The organism is Pseudomonas sp. JDS28PS106, from assembly GCF_036706555.1.
In the GTDB taxonomy this organism is placed as follows: Bacteria; Pseudomonadota; Gammaproteobacteria; order Pseudomonadales; family Pseudomonadaceae; genus Aquipseudomonas.
Genome location: NZ_JBAJGT010000016.1, coordinates 76,073 through 98,504 on the forward strand (window position 1 = coordinate 76,073; position 22,432 = coordinate 98,504).

The window sequence follows — 22,432 nt, forward strand, 5'->3', positions numbered from 1 at the left end:
GCATGCTTGCACCCTTCGCCGCCCAGGCAAGGGAAACGCTCACCTGGCTGCTGCGCGACCTTCCGCCCTCGACGATTGTCGCCGGCCCGCTTCAGGGTCAGGGGGTGATCGACCGGCTGATGCCGCTGCTGATGGCCCGCATGCCCGATTACGATCATGTGCTGATCCACGTCAACCGCGCCCGCAGCATGCAGATGCTCATCGAGCATCCATCCAGCTGCGATCCGACCCTGCTCTGGACTGCCGAGCGCGCCAGCTATATCGCGTTCTCCATTCCAGTCTACATGCTGGTGAGCAGCGGCCTGATCGTGCGCAAATCCGAGCTGCCCCGCTTCGCGCCCTACCTGGATGAGGGCCAGGTCGACCTGCGCGCCCTGCTGAACACCTCCGGCCTCAAGGTCGGCGTCGTGGCGCGCCGCAGCTATGGCACGGTGACCGATCAGATTCTGGCCGACAGCCCCGCTTCCGCGTTGAGTCGCCACTATGCCGATGAAGCGGTCGGCAGTCTGTTGCAGATGGAACGCCTGGGGCGCTTGCAAGCCCTGCTCGGTTTCCGGACGGAGGCGCGCTATCAGGCGCTGCAGCAGGGACTGGACTTCGAGCAACTGACGTTTCTGCCAATCAAGGGCAACCCGCCTTACCAGTACGCTCACATCGGCTGCTCCGACACGCCGCAAGGGCGCAAGGCCATTGAAATCATCAATCGGGAAATGCGCACGCTGCGTGAAACCAGCCTGATGGAGTTCTACGCGCAGTGGCTGGAGCCGGCCCAGCGCACGGCTTACCTGCGCGACGCCAAGGCATTCTTCGAGGGCCACTGAGCCGTCGCCAGAGTCGCTCTGCGGGAGCCGCTCAAAAGAAACCCCGGACAGTGGGGAGCCTGTCCGGGGTCAACGGGACCAGATGGGTCCGTGCGACAGCGAGAGATCCGGGGTCGAGGATCGGGATCATCGGAGCGCAATGATCGTGCTGTCGTAATTCTAGGAGCGTCCGGTGACCAGAAAGGTTCCGGCTCTCAGGAAAAAGCGGGAGCGGCAACGAAAGCCTGGGCTGGCGCCGCGTGGCGCATGGCAGCGATGACGCAGGGTTCGAGACGGCCTTCGGCAACCATCAGATCCCGGTGCAGACCGTCAACCACATCTGTGAGCTGGCGCTTGTCGCGCAATTGATCGGCAGTAAAGCTGCGCTCGATCACAATGGCACCGGCTGCATCTTTCAGGGTCACCAGACGTTCGCCCCGAGTACCTTCCGGACCAAGGCTGGCCTGATAGGGAGCCAGCGCTTCGCTTAGCAGTAAGCTGATATTTTCCATCTAGATCACCACTCAACAGTTTGAATGCAAAGGTGCTTATCACTGACCGTGGCGGCCAGCAGAAAGTTCTCCCACAGGCTCGATTCACTTCATCGTCCAGCATCGAGCATGCCTGCGTTATGTGACAGACAGAACACGCAGCGCTCATCCACCTTCGCGCAAGTCGGCGGCCGGGACGTTCGCCAGATGCGCTTCGACGTCGGCCCGCAAGCGGGTGATGGCGTTATCCAGCGCAGTCCAGCGCGGCATCAGCGTTTCCTCGTCCTGCTCTCTGGCACAGACATCCAGCGCCGCGCAAGCCTGGGCCAGGCTGGCTGCATCGACCAGACTGGCCGCGCCCTTGAGCCGATGCAAGGCGTTAGTCAAGGTTTCCCAGTCGCGACTGGCAACCGCCTGGTTCAGGGTCTCCCGCTCTTCGCACAGGTTTTTCCGCAGTTCCCGCAGCAGCCGCTGCATCTGCTCGGCGCTGGCCTGGGTCATGCGTTGCAACATGCGAATGTCGAAGGCCTGCCCATGTGCGGCGGGCGCCAGCGCCTGGGCCAGTCGCTCAAGCGACAACGGCTTGACCAGCAGGGTGTCCATATCGGCTTGCAGGCAGCGATCCTTCTCGTCGCTCATGGCGTTGGCGGTGCACCCGACCACGAAGCAGCGCTCGCGTTGCTCCTGCGTTTCGATGTCGCGGATGGCCTGAGTCAGCGAATAACCGGAAACACCCGGCATATTGCAGTCGGTCAGCACTGCGTCGAAGGGTCGCTCGCGCCAGATCTGCAACGCGGCCTCGCCGCTGTCGACCGCCGTGGCATCATGCCCCAGATGCTCCAGTTGCCGGGTCAGCACCAGCCGGTTGGCCGACAGGTCATCGACGACCAGCACGCGCAGGCTTCGCTCATCGCCGGGTGCATGCCAGCCCGGTTCCTGGCGTTTGACGCTGTTCACCAGTCGGCCAAGGGTCAGTTCGAACACCGCTTCGGTGCCCTGCCCCGGCTGACTGTGCAAGCGAAGCTCGCCGTGCATCAGCGCAACGAGCTGGCGCGCGATACTCAGCCCCAGCCCGCTGCCGCCATAGCGCGCGGCGATCTCGTCACTGGCCTGGGTAAAAGGCTCGAAGACTTCGAGCAGTCTTTCCGGCGCTATGCCAGGCCCGGTATCACGAACGCTGAAACGCAGTCGTGATCCGTCCGCGCAGACCTCGATGACCTTCACGCTCAAGGTGATCGAGCCCTGCTCGGTAAACTTCATCGCATTGCCCAGCAGGTTGTGGAGCACCTGGCGCAAACGCATCGGGTCCAGCCAGTAATGGCCCGTGGCGTGCGGGTCGAAATCCAGCACCAGCGCCAACCCCTTGCCCTGCGCCTGAGCCGAGAACAAGGCAACCATGCCCTGGAGCATTTCTTCGAGATCGGTGACTGCCAGAGACAGGCGCATGCCTCCCGCCTCGATCTTCGCCAGGTCCAGACTGTCGCCAATCAGCGCGACCAGTTCCTGCGCCGAGCGATGAGCAACTTGCAATCCCTGTGACGGGACGGCACCGCGACGCTGTGCTTCGGCGCATTCAAGTTCCAGCAAGCCGATGATCGCCGTCATGGGGGTGCGGATCTCATGGCTCATACTGGCCAGAAACGCGCTCTTGGCCTCGCTGGCCTGATCTGCGCTGCGCAGCGCTTCGGCGAGCTGCATCTCCAGGCGCTTGCGCTCGGTAATGTCGACCCACCCTCCCAGAAGCCCCTGGATCTGCCCATCGGCGGCGTAGAAAGGCACGGTCCATTGCCAGGCATCGACTCGCTTGCCGTTGAGTTCCAGGGTCCGGTCGACGAACGACGGCTGCCGGTCTTCGAGCAGTTTCAGATAATCGGCATGCATCTGCTCCGCGACCGGGCGGGGGATCAGGTCGACATCGATCAGGCGACGACCATTCATTTGCTCGAAGCTGACGCCGAAACTGTCTTCGTAACTGCGGTTGCACGAAACCAGACGTCCTTGCAGGTCTCGCACATAGATAGGTGTCGGGATCCCGTCGAACAACGCCTGTTTGAAGGCAAGCTGGTCGTTGAGCTGCTGTTCGGCTCGCAAGCGCTGTCCGATCTGCGCCTTGAGCCGACTGCTCCAAACCAGCGACACCAGGCCGACCAGCACCGCGAGGGCCACCACCCAGATAACCCAGGAAGGCACGCGATTCCACACCGAAGGTTGCGGAAGTACCGCACCCAGCCATTTCATGCGAATGGAGCGCATCTCGGCGACCGGAAACTCTTCCAGCGCCTTGTTCAGGATGCTCAGCAGTTCAGGCTGCAACTTGACGACCGAAAAGCGGTCCGGCGACCACTTCCCGTCTACGCTGCGGCCAACCTTGAGTTCTCCCGGCGGATAGAGATACGCGCCCGCTTCGTTCTGGATGGTGGCGTCGGCCTTGCCGTCCTCCACCAGCCGCCGGGCTTCGTCATAGGTGGCGACCAATTGCAGACGTATCCGCGGGTACTCCTGCCTGATGGACTCTTCCAGCGCGTGTTTCGCCGGCAACGCCAGCACCTTGTCGGTCAGATTCGCCAGCGAAACTTTGGACGACCTGTCGGCCCGGACCACGAACACCCAGCTGTTGCCCCCGAACGAGTAAGTGAAATCGAGAAAGCGGCGCCGCTCGGCGTTTTCCGCCAGCGTGGTGTTCATCTCGGCGTGCCCTGCCTGCAGCAGATTGATCACTGCTTCAGTGGAAGGCGCCTCCTTGAAGCTGAAGCGCAGGCCGGTCATGCGCGAGATGCGGGCGAGGATATCGGCATTGAGTCCCACCCAGTTGCCGTTCATGTCGTTGTAGAGATAGGGCGGTTGCTGCGTGGCAGCGATGGTGACGCTGGGATGACGACGGATCCAGGCCCGTTCCGCCTTGGTCAGCATGAGACGCTGGCCGACGATGTCTGCGTTCAGGCCGATCGTCCAGCGCGCCATGACCTCCCGGCGAACCGACGCATCGAGCCGGGCCAGCGCTTGATCGATCAGCTCCAGCAGACGGCTTTCGTCGCTTCGGACAGCGAAGGAAAAACCCGTGGGCGGCAGTGCGCTCTCGGTCTTGATCTGCAGGCCGAGATAAGGTCGCAGGGCGTTATACGCACGGACTATCACCTCGTTGCCGATGAAGGCGTCCACTTCGCCCTGACTCAATGCCTCCAGCGCGCTGTTGAGATTCGGTGCAATGATGATGTCGGTCCCGGGATAAGCCCTGTGGACCACCTCAGTGTCGGCATATCCGTCCAGCAGCACCACTTTCTTGCCGGTCAGCGCCGACCACGAACCCTGATCGTCGCCGCGCCCGACCACCACCGCGCGATCTGGCATGTAATCGGTGGAAAACGCCAGACCCTCGACACCACGCTCGAAGCCATTGGCGCTGGACAGGATATCGATGGCGCCACGCTGCAAGGCCTCGATGGCCTGCTCGCGCTTGGTGAAGCCTACGACCTGGATTGGAACGTTCAGGGCGTCGCCGACCAGACTCAGATAATCGGCGCTGATGCCCTGATAGCGGTTCTGGTCGCTGGTGATGTCGATAGGCTCGTAGTCAGCAATCGCAATACCCACGCGCAGCGCCTTGCGCTGATCGAGCCAGGCGCGGTCGCTGTCATCGACGGGCAGGTCCGGGAGCGATATGAACGGAGGGCCCAATTTGAAGGGCAGGCTCTGCGCCCCTTGAGCGCCCTGCCCCATCATCAGCAAAAGCAGCAAAAAGGCAGCGCTCCATGCATACCATACCGTTCCTGCACCTGCCTTCCCGACTCCGTTTTGGCTGCTTTCCTGCTTCACTACCACTGACTCACTCATCTGAAATGCTACGCCGAAGTTTGGCACGCCAGAACGAGAAGGCCCGCCAAATGGCGGGCCCTAAGTTGTTACACGACGATTCCGTCAGAGTGGTTTGCCGCGATTTCCGTGCTGGCTGACAAACGCCTGTATGGCTTTCAGATCGTTCGGCAATACGGTGCAGCGCTCATCGCGCTGGAACAGGTCGGCCATATGCGCGGGCAGTTCGAGCGCCTTGCCGACGCCTGCCTTGAGTACCGCGTCAGGAAACTTGACCGGATGCGCGGTGCCCAGCACCACCATTGGCGTGTCCAGGCTGCGGCGGCATTCGCGGGCGGCCCGCACGCCGATGGCGGTGTGCGGATCGAGCACTTCGCCGGTTTTGGCGAAGACGTCAGCGATGGTTTCGCAGGTCTGCTCGTCGCTGACAGCCAGCGAATCGAACAGCTTGCGGGTCTCGGTCCAGCGGTCTTCCTCGACGCTGAAGCCGCCGCCCTGACGGAAGTTCGCCATCAGCTCGGCGATGGCCGCGCCGTTGCGGCCATGCATGTCGAACAACAGACGCTCGAAGTTCGACGACACCATGATGTCCATGGACGGCGACAGGGTCGCGTGCAGGGTTTCCTTGACGTACTGATTGCCGCTCATGAAGCGGTGCAGGATGTCGTTGCGGTTGGTGGCGACCACCAGCTGACTGATCGGCAGGCCCATGTTGCGCGCCAGGTAGCCGGCGTAGATGTCGCCGAAGTTGCCGGTCGGCACCGAGAAAGCGACCGAACGCGCCGGGCCGCCCAACTGCAGGGCCGCGTGGAAGTAATAGACGATCTGGGCCATGATCCGCGCCCAGTTGATCGAGTTGACCGCCACCAGAGGCGTACCCTTCAGGAAGCCCTGGTCGGCGAAGCTGGCCTTGACCATTTCCTGGCAGTCGTCGAAGTTGCCGTCGACCGCGATGTTGTGGATGTTGTCACCGAAGATGGTGGTCATCTGTCGGCGCTGCACGTCGGACACCCGATTGTTCGGATGCAGGATGAAAATGTCGACGTTTTCGCAGTGACGGCAACCTTCGATGGCCGCCGAGCCGGTGTCGCCCGAGGTGGCGCCGATGATCACGACCCGCTCTCCGCGCTTGGCGAGGACGTAGTCCAGCAGACGACCGAGCAGTTGCAGGGCGAAGTCCTTGAACGCCAGGGTCGGGCCGTGAAACAGCTCCATGATCCATTCGTTACCGTTCAGTTGACGCAGGGGCGCCACCGAGCTGTGGGCGAATACGGCGTAGGTTTCTTCGAGGATCTTCTTGAAGTCGGCATCCGGAATGCTGCCGGCCACGAAGGGGCGCATCACGCGGAAGGCCAGTTCGTGGTACGGCAAGCCGGCCCAGGAAGCGATCTCTTCCTGAGTGAAGCGCGGCAGGTTTTCAGGCACGTAGAGGCCGCCGTCGCTGGCGAGGCCGGTCAGCAGGACGTCTTCGAAATTCAATGCAGGCGCTTGGCCGCGAGTACTGATATAGCGCATGTTCTTCAAACCTTCGGTTTGAGCTTCAAGCTACAAGCTACAAGCTGCAAGTTGAGTAGAGTTTCCTTTCTTGCGGCTTGTCGCTCGTGGCTTGCAGCTAATCAATTAATTGAGATGTTCCACTCGGATGCGAACCACCGGGCCAACGACATCCTGCAGGGCTTCCAACGCGGTAATGGCGTCGTTGATACGCTGCTCGACCACACGGTGGGTCAGAAGAATCATCGGCACCAGACCGTCCTGCTCCTCGACTTCCTTCTGCATGATCGACTCGATGTTGATCCCGCGCTCGGACAGGATGCTGGCGACCTGAGCCAGCACGCCCGGATGATCCTTGGCCTGGATACGCAGGTAGTAGGCACTTTCGCACGCCTCGATCGGCAGGATCGGATGAGCTGACAGCGAGTCGGGCTGGAAAGCCAGGTGCGGCACGCGGTTTTCCGGGTCCGAGGTCATCGCACGAACCACGTCCACCAGATCGGCGACCACCGACGACGCGGTCGGCTCCATGCCAGCGCCCGCGCCGTAGAACAGCGTCGAACCGGAAGCATCACCATTGACCATGACGGCGTTCATCACGCCGTTGACGTTGGCGATCAGGCGGTCGGCGGGGATCAGCGTCGGATGAACGCGCAGCTCGATGCCCTGCGCCGTGCTGCGGGCGACGCCCAGATGCTTGATGCGATAGCCCAGCGCCTCGGCATAGTTCACGTCGGCGGTGGTAAGCCGGGCGATGCCTTCGGTATAGGCCTTGTCGAATTGCAGCGGAATGCCGAATGCGATGGAAGCGAGGATGGTCAGCTTATGCGCGGCGTCGATACCTTCGACGTCGAACGTAGGATCGGCTTCGGCATAGCCCAGGGCCTGGGCTTCGGCCAGCACGTCCGGGAACGCCCGGCCTTTCTCGCGCATTTCGGTCAGGATGAAGTTGCCGGTGCCGTTGATGATGCCCGCCAGCCAGTTGATACGGTTGGCCGACAGACCCTCGCGAATGGCCTTGATCACCGGAATGCCGCCGGCTACCGCAGCTTCGAACGCCACGATGACGCCCTTCTCGCGGGCCCTGGCGAAGATCTCGTTACCGTGCACCGCGATCAGCGCCTTGTTGGCGGTGACCACGTGCTTGCCGTTGTCGATGGCCTTGAGGACCAGTTCGCGGGCCACGGTGTAGCCGCCGATCAGCTCGACGACGATGTCGATGTCCGGGTTGGTCGCGACCGCGAAGACATCCGCGGTGGTTGGGGTACCGGCAATCTGGCAATTGGGGTTCGGCGTACGAACGGCAATCTGCGCCACTTCGATGCCACGCCCGGCACGACGGGCAATCTCCTCGGCGTTGCGCTGAAGCACGTTGAAGGTACCGCCACCGACAGTACCCAGCCCACAAATGCCTACTTTGACCGGTTTCACTGATGAACTCCCCTGAAACGGCCAGCCCCTCGGCCGACCGTGAAATCAGCCGCACTCGCGTGCGGCTCCAATATGACGTGTTACTTGGCGCCGAGCGCCAGTTTCGCGATCTGGGCCGCCGGCTGGTAGCCGGGGATCAGCTGACCGTCGGCGAGGATGATCGCCGGGGTGCCGTTGACGCCGATCGACTGACCCATTTCGAACTGCTTGCCGACCGGGTTTTCACATTTGTCGGCCTTGATGTCCTTGCCATCGACCATGCGATCCATGGCCGCCTTGCGGTCCTTGGAACACCAGACTGCCTGCAATTGCTGGTCGCCCGGCGAACCCAGGCCCTGACGCGGGAACGCGAGGTAACGCACTTCAATGCCCAGCTTGTTCAGTTGCCCGACTTCCTCGTGCAGCTTGTGGCAATAAGGGCAGGTCGTGTCGGTGAATACAGTGATGTGCGACTTGGTTTCGCCCACCGCCGGATAGACGACCATCTCGCCTGCCGGAATGCCGTTGATGGTCTTGGAGATCGCCTGGCGTTCGGTCTTCTCGGTCAGGTTGACCGGCTTGCCGTTCTGAATCTGGAACAGATAGCCCTGCATGACGAACTGGCCGTCGGCGCTTGCGTACAGCACACGGCCGCCCTTGAGCTTGACCTCGTACAGGTCGTTCAAGGGGCTGGCGGCAATGCTCTCCACCGGCACTTCGAGCTGGAGTGATTCAAGGGTCTTGCGGATGGCTTGTTCAGGTGCCGCAGCGGCCATGGCGAAAGTGCTGAAGGTGCCGGCCAGCGCGACGACAGCGGCGGCGAATATCTGGGGCAAACGCATGAAAACTCCTATAGCGGCGGACAGCCCCGCACGGGTCGGGACGAGCCATGCGGGTCTTGATCTGCGAAACCGGCAAAGCCTATCACATAAGGCCTGCCAGACCGACCCGACATGACGTACGACGGGCCGTAAAATACGTGGGGATTTATCCGCGAGGATGATGCCTGGCATGCAGTTCCTGCAAGCGGGCGCGCGCCACGTGGGTGTAGATCTGGGTCGTGGACAGATCGCTGTGTCCCAGCAACATCTGCACCACGCGCAAATCGGCGCCATGATTGAGCAAATGGGTGGCGAACGCGTGCCGCAAGGTGTGTGGCGAGAGCGCCTTGCCGATGCCGGCCACAGTGGCCTGATGCTTGATCCGGTGCCAGAACGTCTGTCGGGTCATCTGCTCGCCCCGCAGGCTCGGAAACAGTACATCACTCGGACGTCCGCCCAGCAATTCGTCCCGCGCGCCGCGCAGGTAACGCTCGACCCAGACAATCGCCTCTTCGCCCATGGGCACCAGCCGCTCCTTGCTGCCTTTGCCCATCACCCGCAATACGCCTTGACGCAGGTTGACCTGCTCAAGCGTCAGACTCACCAGCTCGGTCACGCGCAACCCGCAAGCGTACAGGACCTCCAGCATGGCTCGGTCGCGCTGGCCGATAGGCTCGCTCAGATCGGGCGCGGCCAGCAAGGCTTCGACGTCGGCCTCAGACAGCGACTTGGGCAGAGGTTTACCCAGCTGTGGCATGTCGACCTGCAAGGTCGGATCCACACCGATCAGCTTCTCGCGCAGCAGGTAGCGGTAGAAGCCACGCGCGCCCGAGAGAAACCTCGCGGTCGAGCGAGGCTTGTAGGCTTGATCGACGCGCCAGGCCAGATGATCGAGGATCGCATCGCGGCTCGCGTCGGCCAACTCGACATCACGCTCGCGCAACCAGCCGTTGAACAGCGCCAGATCGCTGCGATAGGCGTCTCGGGTATTGTCGGAGAGACCTTTTTCAAGCCACAGGGCATCCAGAAAACGGTCGATCAGAGGATGGTCGATGGCAGGCATGAGGACTCGGCAGGAGGAAAAAACAAGGTGCAATCATCAAACAGCAGACAATAAAAAAGCAGCCCTCAGGCTGCTTTTTTTGCATCGAAAAACTGTATCAGGACAGTTTTTCCTTGATGCGAGCTGCTTTACCGGACAGGTCGCGCAGGTAGTACAGCTTGGCCTTGCGAACGTCGCCGCGACGCTTCACAGCCAGGCTGTCGATTTGCGGGCTGTAGGTCTGGAAAGTACGCTCAACGCCAACGCCGTTGGAGATCTTGCGAACAGTGAAAGCACTGTTGACGCCACGGTTGCGCTTGGCGATTACAACGCCTTCAAAGGCCTGCAGACGAGCGCGGTCGCCTTCCTTTACTTTCACCTGAACGACAACGGTGTCGCCCGGGGCAAAGGTAGGGATCTCTTTGGTCATCTGCTCTGCTTCGAGGGCAAGAATGATTTTGTTGGTCATGCTGGTGCTCCTAAGGTAATCCGGTCTGGATCTACCATCGATACGTTAACTATCGTCCCGCTCGCGGATGTATTCCGCCAGCAGCTTCTTCTCTTCTCCAGAAAGCGAGCGGCTTTCCAGAAGATCGGCTCGTCGTTCGTAGGTCCTTCCTAGGGACTGCTGCAAACGCCAACGCCGGATGTGCGCGTGATTGCCACTCAGCAACACGTCGGGAACACGCTGATCCGCATACACCTCGGGTCGGGTGTAATGCGGGCAATCCAGCAGACCGTCCGTGAAGGAATCTTCCTCCGCGGAGTCCACATGCCCTAAAGCTCCAGGCAGCAGTCGCGTAACCGCGTCGATCAGCACCATCGCCGGCAGCTCGCCGCCGGACAGGACATAGTCACCAATCGACCACTCTTCATCGACATGAGCATCAATAAAACGCTCGTCAATGCCTTCATAACGACCGGCGATGAGGATAATCGCTTCCTCTTGCGCCAGTTCGCGTACCGCCGACTGATCCAGTCTGCGGCCTTGTGGCGACAGGTAAATCACCTTCGCCGCCTCCCCCGCTGCCTGCCTGGCCTGAACCAGCGCATCTTCCAGGGGCTTGATCTTCATCACCATGCCGGGGCCACCGCCAAACGGGCGATCATCCACGGTGTGGTGCCGATCAGTGGTGTAATCCCGCGGATTCCAGCAGGTAAGCTGCATGAGCCCCTGTTTCACCGCACGGCTGGTTATGCCGTATTCACTGATGGCGGAAAACATCTCCGGGAACAGACTGATGACTTCTATGCGTAGGCTTGCCATGGCATTCAGAAGTCCGCGTCCCAATCCACCTTCATTTCGCCGGCTTCCAGGTCGACGGCCAACACGCATTGCTCCGTATAGGGCAACAGGCGCTCGCGATCATCCAGGCTCCCCGCGCAGGGCTTTACAACCATTACATCGTTCGAACCGGTTTCGAGCAGGTGATCGATCTTCCCGAGCAATTGCCCGAGTTGGTCAATGACCTTGAGGCCTTCGAGCTGGTACCAGTAGTACTCGCCGTCGTCCAGATCAGGGAACAGGTTGCTCGGCACGCAGATTTCGTAACCGGACAGAAGACGGGCTTCTTCGCGATCATCGAGACCCTTGAGCTTCACGACCAGGAACTTGCCTTGCAAGCGTCCGCTGACCAGCTCCACCTGTTTGTCCGCGCTGCCTTCGCGCCGAAGCGTCCAGGTTTTGTAGTCCAACAGGTTTCCAATCGGATCGGTAAAGGAATACACCTTTACTTCGCCGCGAACGCCATGAACCGAATAAAGCTTGCCAATGACGATCAGATCGTCGGCAGATGCTGGCGTCGCGCTCATAAGACTCAGGCCGCGGCCTTGGCCTTGTTGTGCTCTTTGAGCAGCTGGGCAACGCGATCCGAAGTCTGTGCACCAACGCTCAACCAGTAGTTGACGCGCTCTTCGTTCACGGACAGACGGATTTCCTGACCACGGGCAACAGGGTTGAAGAAACCAACCTGCTCCTTGTGGGAACCGTCACGAGCGTTGCGGCTGTCGGTAACGGTCAGGTGGTAAAACGGGCGCTTCTTGGAGCCGCCCAGGGCAAGACGAATAGTTAGCATTGAACATCGTTCCTGTAGTCGGTGCTGCAAATCTATGATGCACAGCGGGCATGGGTGCCCGAAAGGCCGCATATTCTAAGGAATATCCCGCCTTTTGCAAATGACTTTTTCCAGCCTCTGCCGGGTCGCCATCGGATTTGCAAGGAAGCTGTCACTGGACAGCGCGAGGAAGCCCGCACGGCGCGGGCCGAGGGAGGTCACCCTCCGCATGAATCACGCGCGGGCGAACCCGCGCGCAACGCAATCACATCTTCGGCATGCCGCCGCCCGGGAACATTCCGCCCATGCCGCGCATCATTTTCGCCATTCCACCCTTGGTGGAGAATTTCTTCATCATCTTCTGCATCTGCTTGTGCTGTTTGATCAGACGCCCGATGTCCTGGACCTGGGTGCCCGAACCGATCGCGATGCGGCGCTTGCGCGAACCGCTGATCATTTCCGGGTCACGGCGCTCGGCCGGGGTCATCGAGTTGATGATGGCTTCCATCTGCTTGAACTGCTTCTCGGCAGCACCCTGGGCATTGCCCATCTGCGACAGGTTCACACCACCGATGCTCGGCAGCTTGTCCATGAGCCCGCCAAGGCCGCCCATGTTCTTCATCTGTTGCAGCTGGTCACGGAAATCTTCGAGGTCGAAGCCCTTGCCTTTCTTGAGCTTCTTGGCGAGCTTGTCGGCCTTTTCCTTGTCCAGCGTCTGCTCGGCCTGCTCGATCAGGCTGAGCACGTCGCCCATGCCCAGGATTCGCGAGGCGATACGATCAGGGTGGAAAGGTTCGAGCGCTTCGCTCTTCTCGCCCATACCGATGAACTTGATCGGCTTGCCGGTAATGGAGCGTACCGACAGGGCCGCACCGCCGCGGGCGTCGCCGTCCACCTTGGTGAGGATCACACCGGTCAGCGGCAGCGCATCGCCGAATGCCTTGGCGGTGTTGGCAGCATCCTGGCCGGTCATCGCGTCGACCACGAACAGGGTCTCGGCCGGCTTGACCGTGGCGTGCAGCGCCTGGATCTCGGTCATCATCTCGGCGTCCACGTGCAGACGACCGGCGGTGTCGACGATCACCACATCGATGAACTTGAGTTTCGCTTCCTTTATAGCCGCCTGGGCGATGTCGACCGGCTTCTGGTTGATGTCGGAGGCAAAGAAGGTCACGCCGATATCGTTGGCGAGGGTTTCGAGCTGCTTGATCGCCGCCGGACGGTAGACGTCGACCGATACCACCATCACCGTCTTCTTCTTGCGTTCCTTGAGGAAGCGCGCCAGCTTGCCGGCGGTGGTGGTCTTGCCCGCGCCCTGCAGACCGGCCATGAGCACGACCGCCGGCGGCGTGACATTGAGCACCAGATCTTCGTTGGCGGCGCCCATCAGGCTTTCGAGCTCGGCCTGAACGATCTTCACGAACGCCTGGCCCGGGGTCAGGCTGCGCGACACCTCGGTGCCGACCGCGCGTTCCTTGACGCTGTTGACGAAGTCCTTGACCACCGGCAACGCGACGTCGGCTTCGAGCAACGCCATGCGCACTTCGCGCAGGGTGTCTTTGATGTTGTCCTCATTGAGCTTGGCCTTGCCGGTCACATGGCGCAGCGTCTGCGAGAGGCGGTCTGTCAGGTTTTCAAACATGCGCGATCCTTTCAGGCTCTGATAGAGCCCCGGTTGGTGCGGCCCGGCCCGCAATGAAATGACGCTCGACGAGCCTGCGGCTTGAGCAGGCGCGGATTATAGCGAAGACTCCGCGGTACGGACACCACGCAGACTGCATCCGCGGTCTTTCGTGAAATGTCGGTTCTATGCCAAACTCAGCGTCTTTCGGACCCTCTCCTCAGGATCTATGTTCCCTTTGCCACCCAGCCTGCTTCCCAGTCTCGCCGCCGCCGGCCTGTACGCCGCCGCGACTCTCTATCAGGGCATTCGCCTGAGCAAGCCCGCCAGACCCGACAAGCGGCTGCTGTGCCTGCTCGGCACGCTGGCGGTCATCGCCCACGCGATGGGACTGTTCTCGCAACTGGCGCGCCCCGCCGGGCTGGGCCTGGATTTCTTCAACTCGGCCAGCCTCATTGCCGTGTCGGTGATCGTGGTGACACTGATCGCCACTGCTCGCATCCCGGTCGAAAACCTGCTGGTGCTGCTCTTCCCGCTCGGCATGATCACCGCGCTGCTCGCGCAGTTCGTACCCAGCGGCACCGTGCAACCGATCATGGAAGAGCCCGGCATCCTGAGCCACATCCTGCTCTCGTTGCTGGCCTACGGGATGTTCACCATCGCGGTCTTCCAGGCGTTGCTGGTACTGGTGCAGGATCACCAGCTCAAGCACAAGCACCCGTCAGGTCTGATCCGCAACTTCCCACCCCTGCAGACCATGGAAAGCCTGCTGTTCGGTTTTCTTTGGGCCGGCTGGATCCTGCTGTCGCTGTCGCTGCTCTCCGGCTGGCTGTTCGTGGAGAACCTCTTCGCCCAGCATCTGGTCCACAAGACATTGCTGGCATGTCTGGCATGGGTGGTGTTCAGCGTGCTGCTGTGGGGCCGCAATCGCCTGGGCTGGCGTGGTCACAAGGCCATTCGCTGGACGCTGGGCGGCTTCTGCCTGCTGATGCTCGCCTACTTCGGCAGCAAGCTGGTGCGCGAATTCATCCTGCACATCTGAAGGGTGTTTACACAACTCATGGATAACCTGCCCATCGGCACGCTGCTCGGTGTGCTGATTCTGTTGATACTGTGGTCCGGCCTGTTCCGGGCGGTGGAAGTCGCCCACGGCCAGCTCAAAGTAATGCGTGCCGCCTGCCGCCCCCAAGAGGCAACGGCCCTGCCGGAGCTGCGCTTCGATCCACGCTGCCTGGTGCTGGCAACCACGCTGATCACGGTTCTCATCACGGTGATCGCAACGCTGATCGCCATCGATTGCTGGCTTTATAACGGCCCTACCCTGGCCTGGCTCGGCACTGCGGCGGCGCTGCTGGTCTTCGTCGAGTACCTGCCGCGTCGGCTTGCGCTGCGCTATCCCGAGGCCACCGTTGCGGTGGGCAACGCCTTGTGTCGCCTGCCGATGAAACTGATTTCGCCACTGGCTTGCCTGCTGGACTCGATCGCCAAGGGGTTGCTGCGCCCTTTCCGCTCACGTGATTCGCGCAGACAGGACGACGAGCCCGGCGAAACCGCGCAACCGCATGCCGATGGCGTGAACGAGCACCATCCGCGCGCCAATGTGCTGTCCGGCATACAGGCGCTGGACACTTTTACGGTCAATGACATTCTGATCCCGCGCAGCGAGGTGGACGGCATCAATCTGGACGACCCCATCGAACAGACCATCGAGCGACTGATCGTATCCCGACACACTCGGCTGCCGGTCTACCATAACGATATCAATCAGGTTGAAGGCATCCTCAATACGCGCGACATCAGCCACCTGCTGTCTCGCGGCGAATTGACCCGGGAGCAATTGCTGGCGGTCTGTTACGAACCTTATTTCGTCCCGGAAAGCACGCCGCTGCAACTGCAGCTGCTCAACTTCCACAAGCAGCAGCGACGTCTCGGGGTGGTGGTGGACGAGTATGGAGAGGTGCTGGGCATCGTGACGCTGGAAGACATCCTCGAAGAGATCGTCGGGGAGTTCGAAAGTGAACAGACGCTGGATAACCCGCACATCACCCGACAGGAAGACGGACGCCTGGAAGTCGAAGGTGCCGCGTCTATTCGGGACTTGAACAAATGCCTGGGCTGGCGACTGCCCGCGGACGGCCCCAAGACGCTGAACGGACTGGTTACCGAAGCGCTGGAGACCATTCCGCAGGCACCGGTCTGCCTCAAGATCGGGCCTTATCGACTGGAAATTCTGGAAACCGACGACAACCGCGTCAAGCGCGTCCTGATGTGGCAGAACGCGCCCAACCTGGTTTTCCAGTAACCCGCACGGCGCGGCCCTTGTCCGGACCGCGCCGAGCTTCCTATAATCGTCAGGCTTATCCAGCCCGGCCACTTCGCGTGCTACCCGCACACCGCGCAAATGGCCCGTCAGCCTGAACATCTTTCCGGCAGCGCCTTCACCCTTGGTAGCTGCCGCTTCCCTTCTGCCCTACCGGGCTATTCTGCTCAGTGCTGTATTCCCACAACCACAATAATGAAGCCCGCGCTATGCGTTCTCGGGCCAGCAGACAGGGAACATCCGCATGACCACCACCTCCGCGCTTCGCGACGAGCCTACCGAGGCTCCGCCCGCCAACTCCGCCAGCCGGGTTGCCACGGCCAGCTTCATCGGCACCGCCATCGAGTTTTATGACTTCTACGTCTACGCCACCGCCGCGGCGCTGGTGATCGGGCCGGTCTTCTTTCCCCAGACCTCCGGCACCGCACAGATGCTGTCGTCGTTTCTGACCTTCGGTATCGCCTTTCTGGCTCGCCCTCTGGGTTCCGCGCTGTTCGGCCATTTCGGTGATCGCATCGGCCGCAAATCCACGCTGGTCGCCTCGTTGCTGCTGATGGGCATTTGTACAACCTTGATCGGCGTACTGCCGGGTTACGCCAGTATCGGCGCCTGGGCACCGATTCTGTTATGTGTGCTGCGCTTCGGCCAGGGACTCGGGCTGGGTGGAGAATGGGGAGGCGCCGCGCTGCTGGCGACCGAGAACGCCCCCAAAGGCAAGCGCGCCTGGTTCGGCATGTTTCCTCAGCTGGGTCCGTCGATCGGTTTCCTGGCGGCGAACGGGCTGTTTCTCACCCTGGCGATGACGCTGGACGACGAACAGTTTCGTTCCTGGGGCTGGCGTATCCCGTTCCTGCTGAGTGCCGCGCTGGTGATGGTCGGCCTGTACGTGCGACTCAAGCTCGAAGAAACGCCGGTGTTCGCCAAGGCAGTCGCCCGCCAGGAACGCGTGCGGATGCCGATCATCGAGACCATCGCCCAGCATTGGCGCCCCATGCTCCTAGGCGCGGCATCGATGGTGGTGTGTTACGCGCTGTTCTACATCTCGACAGTCTTTTCCCTTAGCTACGGCGTATCCACGCTCGGCTACAGCCGTGAAACCTTTCTGGGTCTGTTGTGCTTCGCCGTACTGTTCATGGCCGCCGCGACGCCACTGGCCGCCTGGGCCAGCGACCGATGGGGACGCAAACCGGTGCTGGTGACCGGCGGTGTGCTGGCGATTCTGTCGGGATTCCTCATGGAACCGCTGCTCACCCAGGGCAGCACCTGGGGCGTGGCGCTATTCCTGTGCATCGAACTGTTCCTGATGGGCGTGACCTTCGCTCCGATGGGCGCGCTGCTGCCGGAACTGTTTCCGACTCACGTGCGGTATACGGGCGCTTCGGCTGCTTACAACCTGGGCGGCATCGTCGGCGCGTCGGTAGCACCGTTCTTTGCCCAGAAGCTGGTGGCGATGGGCGGTTTGAGCTGGGTGGGAGGCTATGTCTCGGCGGCGGCGCTGCTCAGCGTACTGGCCGTGGTGTGCCTGAAGGAAACGCGGGATGAGGACCTGAATCGGGTTCGATAGAAGGACGGCCATATCGCCAGCAAGCTGGCTCCTACGAGGTGCCGTGTTGTAGGAGCCAGCTTGCTGGCGATAGCGGCGATACGGCCGCTGGATTACAGCGTAACCTTCACCGCCTGCGAAGCGCGGGTCGCCTTGGCGCGGGCGGCTTCGATGGACTCGTCGCGTGCCAGGGCTACGCCCATGCGACGCTGGCCGTTCACTTCCGGCTTGCCGAACAGGCGCAAGGCGGTATCAGGCTCCTCGAGCGCGGCGCCCAGATTGGAGAACGCCGTCTGGGTCGATTGCCCCTCCACCAGAATCACCGCCGAAGCCGATGGCCCGAACTGACGGATCAACGGAACAGGCAGGCCGAGAATGGCGCGTGCGTGCAGCGCGAACTGCGAAAGGTCCTGGGAAATCAGGGTCACCAGGCCGGTGTCGTGCGGACGTGGCGACACTTCGCTGAACCACACCTGATCGCCCTTGATGAACAACTCGACGCCGAACATGCCCCGGCCACCCAGCGCTTCGGTCACGGCCTTGGCGACACGTTCGGACTCGGCCAGCGCGACCGGACTCATTGCCTGCGGCTGCCAGGACTCCTGGTAGTCGCCCTTCTCCTGACGATGGCCGACCGGGGCGCAGAAGGTGGTGCCGCCTGCATGGCGCACGGTCAGCAGGGTGATTTCATAATCGAAATCGATGAATCCTTCGACGATCACGCGGCCCTTGCCAGCCCGGCCGCCTTCCTGCGCGTAGTCCCACGCCTTCTGCACGTCGGCGGCGCTTTTCAGCAGGCTCTGGCCCTTACCCGACGAGCTCATCACCGGCTTGACGACGCACGGGAAACCCAGCTCGTCGACGGCCTTGCTGTAGGCCTCGAAGGTGTCGGCGAAGAAATACGGCGAAGTGGGCAGGCCCAGCTCTTCGGCGGCCAGACGACGGATACCTTCACGGTTCATGGTCAACTGCGCGGCACGTGCGGTCGGCACCACGGTGAAACCTTCGGCTTCCAGTTCGACCAGGGTCGAGGTAGCGATGGCTTCGATTTCCGGAACGATGTAGTGCGGCTTCTCGGCTTCGATGACCGCGCGCAGTGCCGCGCCGTCCAGCATGTTGATGACATGGCTGCGATGCGCCACCTGCATGGCCGGCGCGTTGGCGTAACGGTCAACGGCGATCACTTCGACGCCCAGACGTTGCAGCTCGATCACGACTTCCTTGCCCAGTTCGCCGCTGCCGCAGAACAGTACGCGCGTCGCGGTGGGCGACAGTGGAGTTCCGATTTGAGTCATCTCAGGTCCTCGTGAAGCAGATATCTGGCCGGCCCGCCGGATGCGAGCGACCGCCGTGAAGAAAGGCGCGCAATTTAGCACGAAGGCCCGCCGCGCGGGGCCTCAGCCGGCAAACGCGCGTTTGCGCTCGCGCCAGCTCATGATCAGCCAGACCGCCGTCACGCCCGCGAACTTGGAGCCTAGCGCGGTCAACAGCACGGGCGGCGTCAAGGCATCGATCATGCCGAAGAAGATGAAGGTGTCGACCGGAATGCTCAGCGCCGAGCTGATCCAGAGCCGGTCTCTGAGCGGGCGTCTGGTGACAGTGAACACCAGCCAGTCGATGCATTCGGACACCGCGAAGGCGGTAGCGCTGGCCAGCGCAATGGTTGGATCGCTGGTCAGGTAGGACAACACCAGCGCGGCGACCATGGCCAACAGCGCGCCATGGCCGAAGCGGGTCTGCACCATGTCGCGCAGCACGAACACCAGACCGCCCCAGGCCGACCAGATGATGTCCAGGTGCGGCGCGGCGGAAAAGGCGAAGTTGATCAGCACGACGCTGCCGATGTAGGCGATCAGGAAAAGCATGGAAACAGGCCTGAGAGGGTGTTTACAAAATAGGCGAACGAAGGCAAGACAAGGCGAAATCGGTCAAAAAAGCGGAGTTTACATGAGTAAATGAGCATTTTGAGACCGGCTTCAACGCTGTATTGCCGAGTGCAGCCATTTTGTAAACACCCTCTGGAAAACGGGCGCCAATGGTAGCAGCAGATGGTCCGGCCGAACATTCCATCGCCCGCTGGACGGATTGTCGCTGATTACAGAATCTGCCCGCTCGCCTTTGCGCGCTCGTGACACAACACCAGCACCGCCCGGCGCTGGTCGTTGTCCATCCGGCCCCACTGACTGATTTCACGGCCGCTGCGCTGACAGCCGGTGCAGATGTCGTCCTCATCCAGGGCGCAGATGCTGACGCATGGAGAACGTACCGGCTTTTCGCTGACCGCGATCACCTCGCTCACTCTTCCTGCTCCACCAGATCACGGGCATAACGGCGGGCATTCTGGACGTAATGGGCGGCGCTGGCTTCGAGCATTTTCTTCTGGATGTCGGTCAGCTCCCGCACCACCTTGCCCGGCGAACCCATCACCAGCGAGCCATCAGGAATGACCTTGCCCTCGCCGATCAGCGAATTCGCGCCAATGATGCAATATTTGCCGATTCGCGCGCCGTTGAGGATTACTGCATTGATGCCGATCAGACTGTAATCGCCCACGGTACAGCCGTGCAGCATCGCGTTATGGCCGATGGTCACGCCCTTGCCCACTTCAAGCGGCGAGCCCATGTCGGTATGAATGACCGTGCCGTCCTGTACGTTGCTGTTTTCGCCGATGTGAATCAGCTCGTTGTCGCCGCGCAGCACAGCGTTGAACCAGACGCTCGCGCCGGCCTCCAGCCTGACCTTGCCGATCAGCGTGGCATTGGGCGCGACCCAACTGGCAGGATCGGTCTCGACGCGGGTGTCCCCCAGGCGATATTTCATATGATTTCCTCAGGCGTTCGGCGGCGCTGATGCGCGCGGCTCGTTATGGATGACACTTCAGAGGGTGTTTACACAATAGGCGAACGAAGGCAAGACAAGGCGAAATCGCTCGAAAAAGCGCAGTTTACCTAGAGTAAATGAGCATTTTGGAAGTGATTTCAACGCCGTATTGCCGAGTGCAGCCATTGGGTAAACACCCTCTCAGAGGGTGGAGCGCTCCGGGGGATGGTGCAGGCTGATATTGCTGTCGTACAGCACGTTGATCAGCTCGACGATGACGATTGCGGTCAGCCCCCAGATCTTGTACTCGCCATAACGATAGCTGGGAACGTACCAGCTGCGACCGGCATAGTCGATGCGATGGGTATGTTCACGGGCATCCTGGCGAAAGAACTCCAGCGGCACGCTGAACACTGCGGCTATCTCGCCATCGTTGGGCCGGTACTCGACGAAGTCCGGTATCACGCCCACATAAGGCGTGACCTTGATGCCGTGCTTGGAAATCAGCGGGCTGAGCGGGCCGATGACTTCCACAAGGCCGGGCGGCAGGCCGATTTCCTCTTCAGCCTCGCGCAGGGCCGTGAACACCAGATCCGGGTCCTCGGGGTCGCGCCGCCCACCGGGAAACGCGACCTCTCCGCCGTGGGTCGACAGTCCGCTGGCACGCAGGGTCAGAATCAGCTCGGGTTCGTCACTGCGAGTGATCGGCACCAGCACGGCGGCCTCGGGAAATGGCCGGTCCGTTTCGAGGGTATCCGGCGTGTGACTGCCTACACGGCGAAGTAGCTCATCCAGCATGGGAAATCTCGATAGGTTGGCTGTCTGGCATGATGCACCAAAGCAGCGAACTGCCCAAGCCCTTGCCGGACAGTCAGACGATCCGGAAGCTTGCCGATCCATCCCGCGACGGGCCAAGATAGCGCCTGCCTTCACTTATTCGAACGACACTATGAATTTCTGCAGCCACTGCGGTAACCCGGTCATCCTGCGTGTGCCCGACGGCGACAGCCGCCCGCGCTACGTCTGCGAGCACTGTCACACGATCCATTACCAGAATCCCAATATCGTGGCGGGCTGCCTGGTGACGGTGGGCGACAAGGTTCTGCTGTGCCGCAGAGCCATCGAGCCGCGCCTTGGTTTCTGGACGCTGCCGGCCGGCTTCATGGAGAACGGCGAAACGGTGGAACAGGCCGCGCGTCGAGAAACGGTCGAAGAAGCCTGCGCCGCACTGGAGACGCTGCACCTGTATTCGCTGATCGACGTTCCGCACATTAATCAGGTCCACGTGTTCTATCGTGGCGAGTTGAGCGGATCGCAGTTTGGCGCTGGCATCGAGAGCCTGGAGGTGGCGCTGTTCGACGAGGCCGACATTCCGTGGTCAGAGCTGGCTTTCATGACGGTCAGACGTACCCTAGAATGCTACTTCGCCGATCGGCAACGGCAGGTCTTTCCGGTCCATACCAGTGCCCTGCCCCCGTCACGCCCCATGCTCGACCCTACTACATCGTCATAACAAGAGATCGGCTCGGCATGAGCCATCAGGGATTTCGTCAATGCGCTGGCTGTTGGTTTTTCTGTGTTTCACCGTCGCCCCGGCTTCCCAGGCTGCGTTCACCCAGACCATCGTGCCCAAGGGCAGCGAGCAGAAGATCATCAATGACAAGGTGATCAACACCCAGCGCCTGTCCGAGCGCAAGATCGACAAGGTGCTGGTGCTCAAGTCGGCGCGGCAGCTGCAGTTGATCAGTGAGGGAGAAGCGCTCAAGACTTACCGCATTTCTCTGGGCCGGAACCCGAACGGCACCAAGCTGCAGGAAGGCGATCAGCGCACCCCGGAAGGTTTTTACTGGCTGGACTGGCGCAAGCCGAGCAACAACTACAACCTGTCGATGCACATTTCCTACCCCAACGTCTCCGATGCCGCACGCGCGCGTCGTGAAGGCGTGAAGCCGGGCAGCATGATCATGCTCCACGGCACGCCGGTGGACGAGGAATACCCGGAGTGGTACTTCCACACGCTGGACTGGACCAACGGCTGCATCGCGCTGAAGAACAACGACATGCGGGAAGTCTGGGATCTGGTGAAAGACGGGACGATGATCGAGATCAGACCGTAACACGCCACGGCCTCTGCTGTAGGAGCCAGCTTGCTGGCGATGCGTCGCGTCAGGTAAACCGCGTTGCCTGCATCGCCAGCAAGCTGGCT

22 protein-coding genes are annotated in these 22,432 nt (G+C 61.5%); 6 read left to right on the plus strand and 16 right to left on the minus strand.

All coding sequences use genetic code 11. The annotated features are described in order from the left end of the window. Positions 1-2: 2 nt before the first annotated feature. Positions 3-821 (plus strand): TIGR02285 family protein, encoded by an 819-nt coding sequence (locus TRP66_RS20790; protein ID WP_333406719.1) that lies wholly within the window; start codon positions 3-5, stop codon positions 819-821. A 194-nt stretch (positions 822-1,015) separates the two neighbouring features. Here TRP66_RS20790 and TRP66_RS20795 read toward each other — a convergent pair whose 3' ends face one another. The 11 genes from TRP66_RS20795 to ffh all read right to left on the minus strand — a co-directional run bounded on the left by TRP66_RS20795 (position 1,016) and on the right by ffh (position 13,564). Continuing rightward, positions 1,016-1,312: a DUF3509 domain-containing protein gene (locus TRP66_RS20795; RefSeq protein ID WP_333406667.1), complete on the minus strand. Its 297-nt coding sequence runs from the start codon at positions 1,310-1,312 to the stop codon at positions 1,016-1,018. Between the two features lie 144 nt (positions 1,313-1,456). Beyond that, positions 1,457-5,011: an ATP-binding protein gene (locus TRP66_RS20800; protein WP_333406721.1), complete on the minus strand. Its 3,555-nt coding sequence runs from the start codon at positions 5,009-5,011 to the stop codon at positions 1,457-1,459. Positions 5,012-5,206: 195 nt separating this feature from the next. Then, on the minus strand, positions 5,207-6,616 hold the full coding sequence (gene thrC / locus TRP66_RS20805; protein WP_333406669.1) for a threonine synthase: 1,410 nt from the start codon (positions 6,614-6,616) through the stop codon (positions 5,207-5,209). Between the two features lie 105 nt (positions 6,617-6,721). Continuing rightward, positions 6,722-8,026 (minus strand): homoserine dehydrogenase, encoded by a 1,305-nt coding sequence (locus TRP66_RS20810; protein ID WP_333406671.1) that lies wholly within the window; start codon positions 8,024-8,026, stop codon positions 6,722-6,724. Between the two features lie 80 nt (positions 8,027-8,106). Further along, positions 8,107-8,847, minus strand: coding sequence for a bifunctional protein-disulfide isomerase/oxidoreductase DsbC (gene dsbC, locus TRP66_RS20815; protein WP_333406673.1), 741 nt, complete (start codon positions 8,845-8,847; stop codon positions 8,107-8,109). Positions 8,848-8,992: 145 nt separating this feature from the next. Continuing rightward, entirely contained in the window at positions 8,993-9,889 is an 897-nt protein-coding gene (gene xerD, locus TRP66_RS20820) for a site-specific tyrosine recombinase XerD (RefSeq protein WP_333406675.1), read from the minus strand. Positions 9,890-9,986: 97 nt separating this feature from the next. Continuing rightward, positions 9,987-10,337, minus strand: a complete 351-nt coding sequence (rplS, locus tag TRP66_RS20825) for a 50S ribosomal protein L19 (RefSeq protein ID WP_027902605.1) — start codon at positions 10,335-10,337, stop codon at positions 9,987-9,989. 45 nt (positions 10,338-10,382) lie between these two features. Next, complete coding sequence (trmD, locus tag TRP66_RS20830; protein ID WP_333406680.1) at positions 10,383-11,135, minus strand: tRNA (guanosine(37)-N1)-methyltransferase TrmD; 753 nt, start codon at positions 11,133-11,135, stop codon at positions 10,383-10,385. Between the two features lie 5 nt (positions 11,136-11,140). Then, positions 11,141-11,680, minus strand: a complete 540-nt coding sequence (rimM, locus tag TRP66_RS20835) for a ribosome maturation factor RimM (protein WP_333406682.1) — start codon at positions 11,678-11,680, stop codon at positions 11,141-11,143. A 5-nt stretch (positions 11,681-11,685) separates the two neighbouring features. Next, positions 11,686-11,943: a 30S ribosomal protein S16 gene (gene rpsP / locus TRP66_RS20840; protein ID WP_333406684.1), complete on the minus strand. Its 258-nt coding sequence runs from the start codon at positions 11,941-11,943 to the stop codon at positions 11,686-11,688. 244 nt (positions 11,944-12,187) lie between these two features. Continuing rightward, the gene (gene ffh / locus TRP66_RS20845; RefSeq protein ID WP_333406685.1) at positions 12,188-13,564 is read right to left on the minus strand and encodes a signal recognition particle protein; all 1,377 of its coding nucleotides are present in this window, start codon (positions 13,562-13,564) and stop codon (positions 12,188-12,190) included. 208 nt (positions 13,565-13,772) lie between these two features. Here ffh and TRP66_RS20850 point away from each other — a divergent pair, with 208 nt between their 5' ends. From TRP66_RS20850 to TRP66_RS20860, 3 genes are all read left to right on the plus strand, one after another. Continuing rightward, positions 13,773-14,585, plus strand: coding sequence for a cytochrome C assembly family protein (locus TRP66_RS20850; RefSeq protein WP_333406687.1), 813 nt, complete (start codon positions 13,773-13,775; stop codon positions 14,583-14,585). Positions 14,586-14,603: 18 nt separating this feature from the next. Further along, positions 14,604-15,845: a transporter associated domain-containing protein gene (locus TRP66_RS20855; RefSeq protein WP_333406689.1), complete on the plus strand. Its 1,242-nt coding sequence runs from the start codon at positions 14,604-14,606 to the stop codon at positions 15,843-15,845. Between the two features lie 262 nt (positions 15,846-16,107). Further along, positions 16,108-17,427 (plus strand): MFS transporter, encoded by a 1,320-nt coding sequence (locus TRP66_RS20860; protein ID WP_333406691.1) that lies wholly within the window; start codon positions 16,108-16,110, stop codon positions 17,425-17,427. Positions 17,428-17,519: 92 nt separating this feature from the next. On the opposite strand, the gene purT is transcribed toward TRP66_RS20860, so the two are convergent. The 5 genes from purT to TRP66_RS20885 all read right to left on the minus strand — a co-directional run bounded on the left by purT (position 17,520) and on the right by TRP66_RS20885 (position 21,024). Then, entirely contained in the window at positions 17,520-18,701 is a 1,182-nt protein-coding gene (gene purT, locus TRP66_RS20865; protein WP_333406694.1) for a formate-dependent phosphoribosylglycinamide formyltransferase, read from the minus strand. Positions 18,702-18,803: 102 nt separating this feature from the next. After that, the gene (locus TRP66_RS20870) at positions 18,804-19,271 is read right to left on the minus strand and encodes a preQ0 transporter (protein ID WP_333406696.1); all 468 of its coding nucleotides are present in this window, start codon (positions 19,269-19,271) and stop codon (positions 18,804-18,806) included. Between the two features lie 230 nt (positions 19,272-19,501). Then, on the minus strand, positions 19,502-19,705 hold the full coding sequence (locus TRP66_RS20875) for a DUF1289 domain-containing protein (protein WP_442965239.1): 204 nt from the start codon (positions 19,703-19,705) through the stop codon (positions 19,502-19,504). Then, entirely contained in the window at positions 19,702-20,226 is a 525-nt protein-coding gene (locus TRP66_RS20880; protein WP_333406698.1) for a gamma carbonic anhydrase family protein, read from the minus strand. The genes TRP66_RS20875 and TRP66_RS20880 overlap by 4 nt, the downstream gene beginning before the upstream one ends. Positions 20,227-20,427: 201 nt before the next feature. After that, positions 20,428-21,024 (minus strand): CoA pyrophosphatase, encoded by a 597-nt coding sequence (locus TRP66_RS20885; protein ID WP_333406700.1) that lies wholly within the window; start codon positions 21,022-21,024, stop codon positions 20,428-20,430. A 151-nt stretch (positions 21,025-21,175) separates the two neighbouring features. Here TRP66_RS20885 and TRP66_RS20890 point away from each other — a divergent pair, with 151 nt between their 5' ends. Together TRP66_RS20890 and TRP66_RS20895 are read left to right on the plus strand one after the other, a co-directional pair. Next, complete coding sequence (locus TRP66_RS20890) at positions 21,176-21,739, plus strand: NUDIX hydrolase (RefSeq protein WP_333406703.1); 564 nt, start codon at positions 21,176-21,178, stop codon at positions 21,737-21,739. A 40-nt stretch (positions 21,740-21,779) separates the two neighbouring features. After that, positions 21,780-22,343, plus strand: coding sequence for a L,D-transpeptidase family protein (locus TRP66_RS20895; protein ID WP_333406705.1), 564 nt, complete (start codon positions 21,780-21,782; stop codon positions 22,341-22,343). The last annotated feature ends 89 nt before the right edge of the window (positions 22,344-22,432 follow it).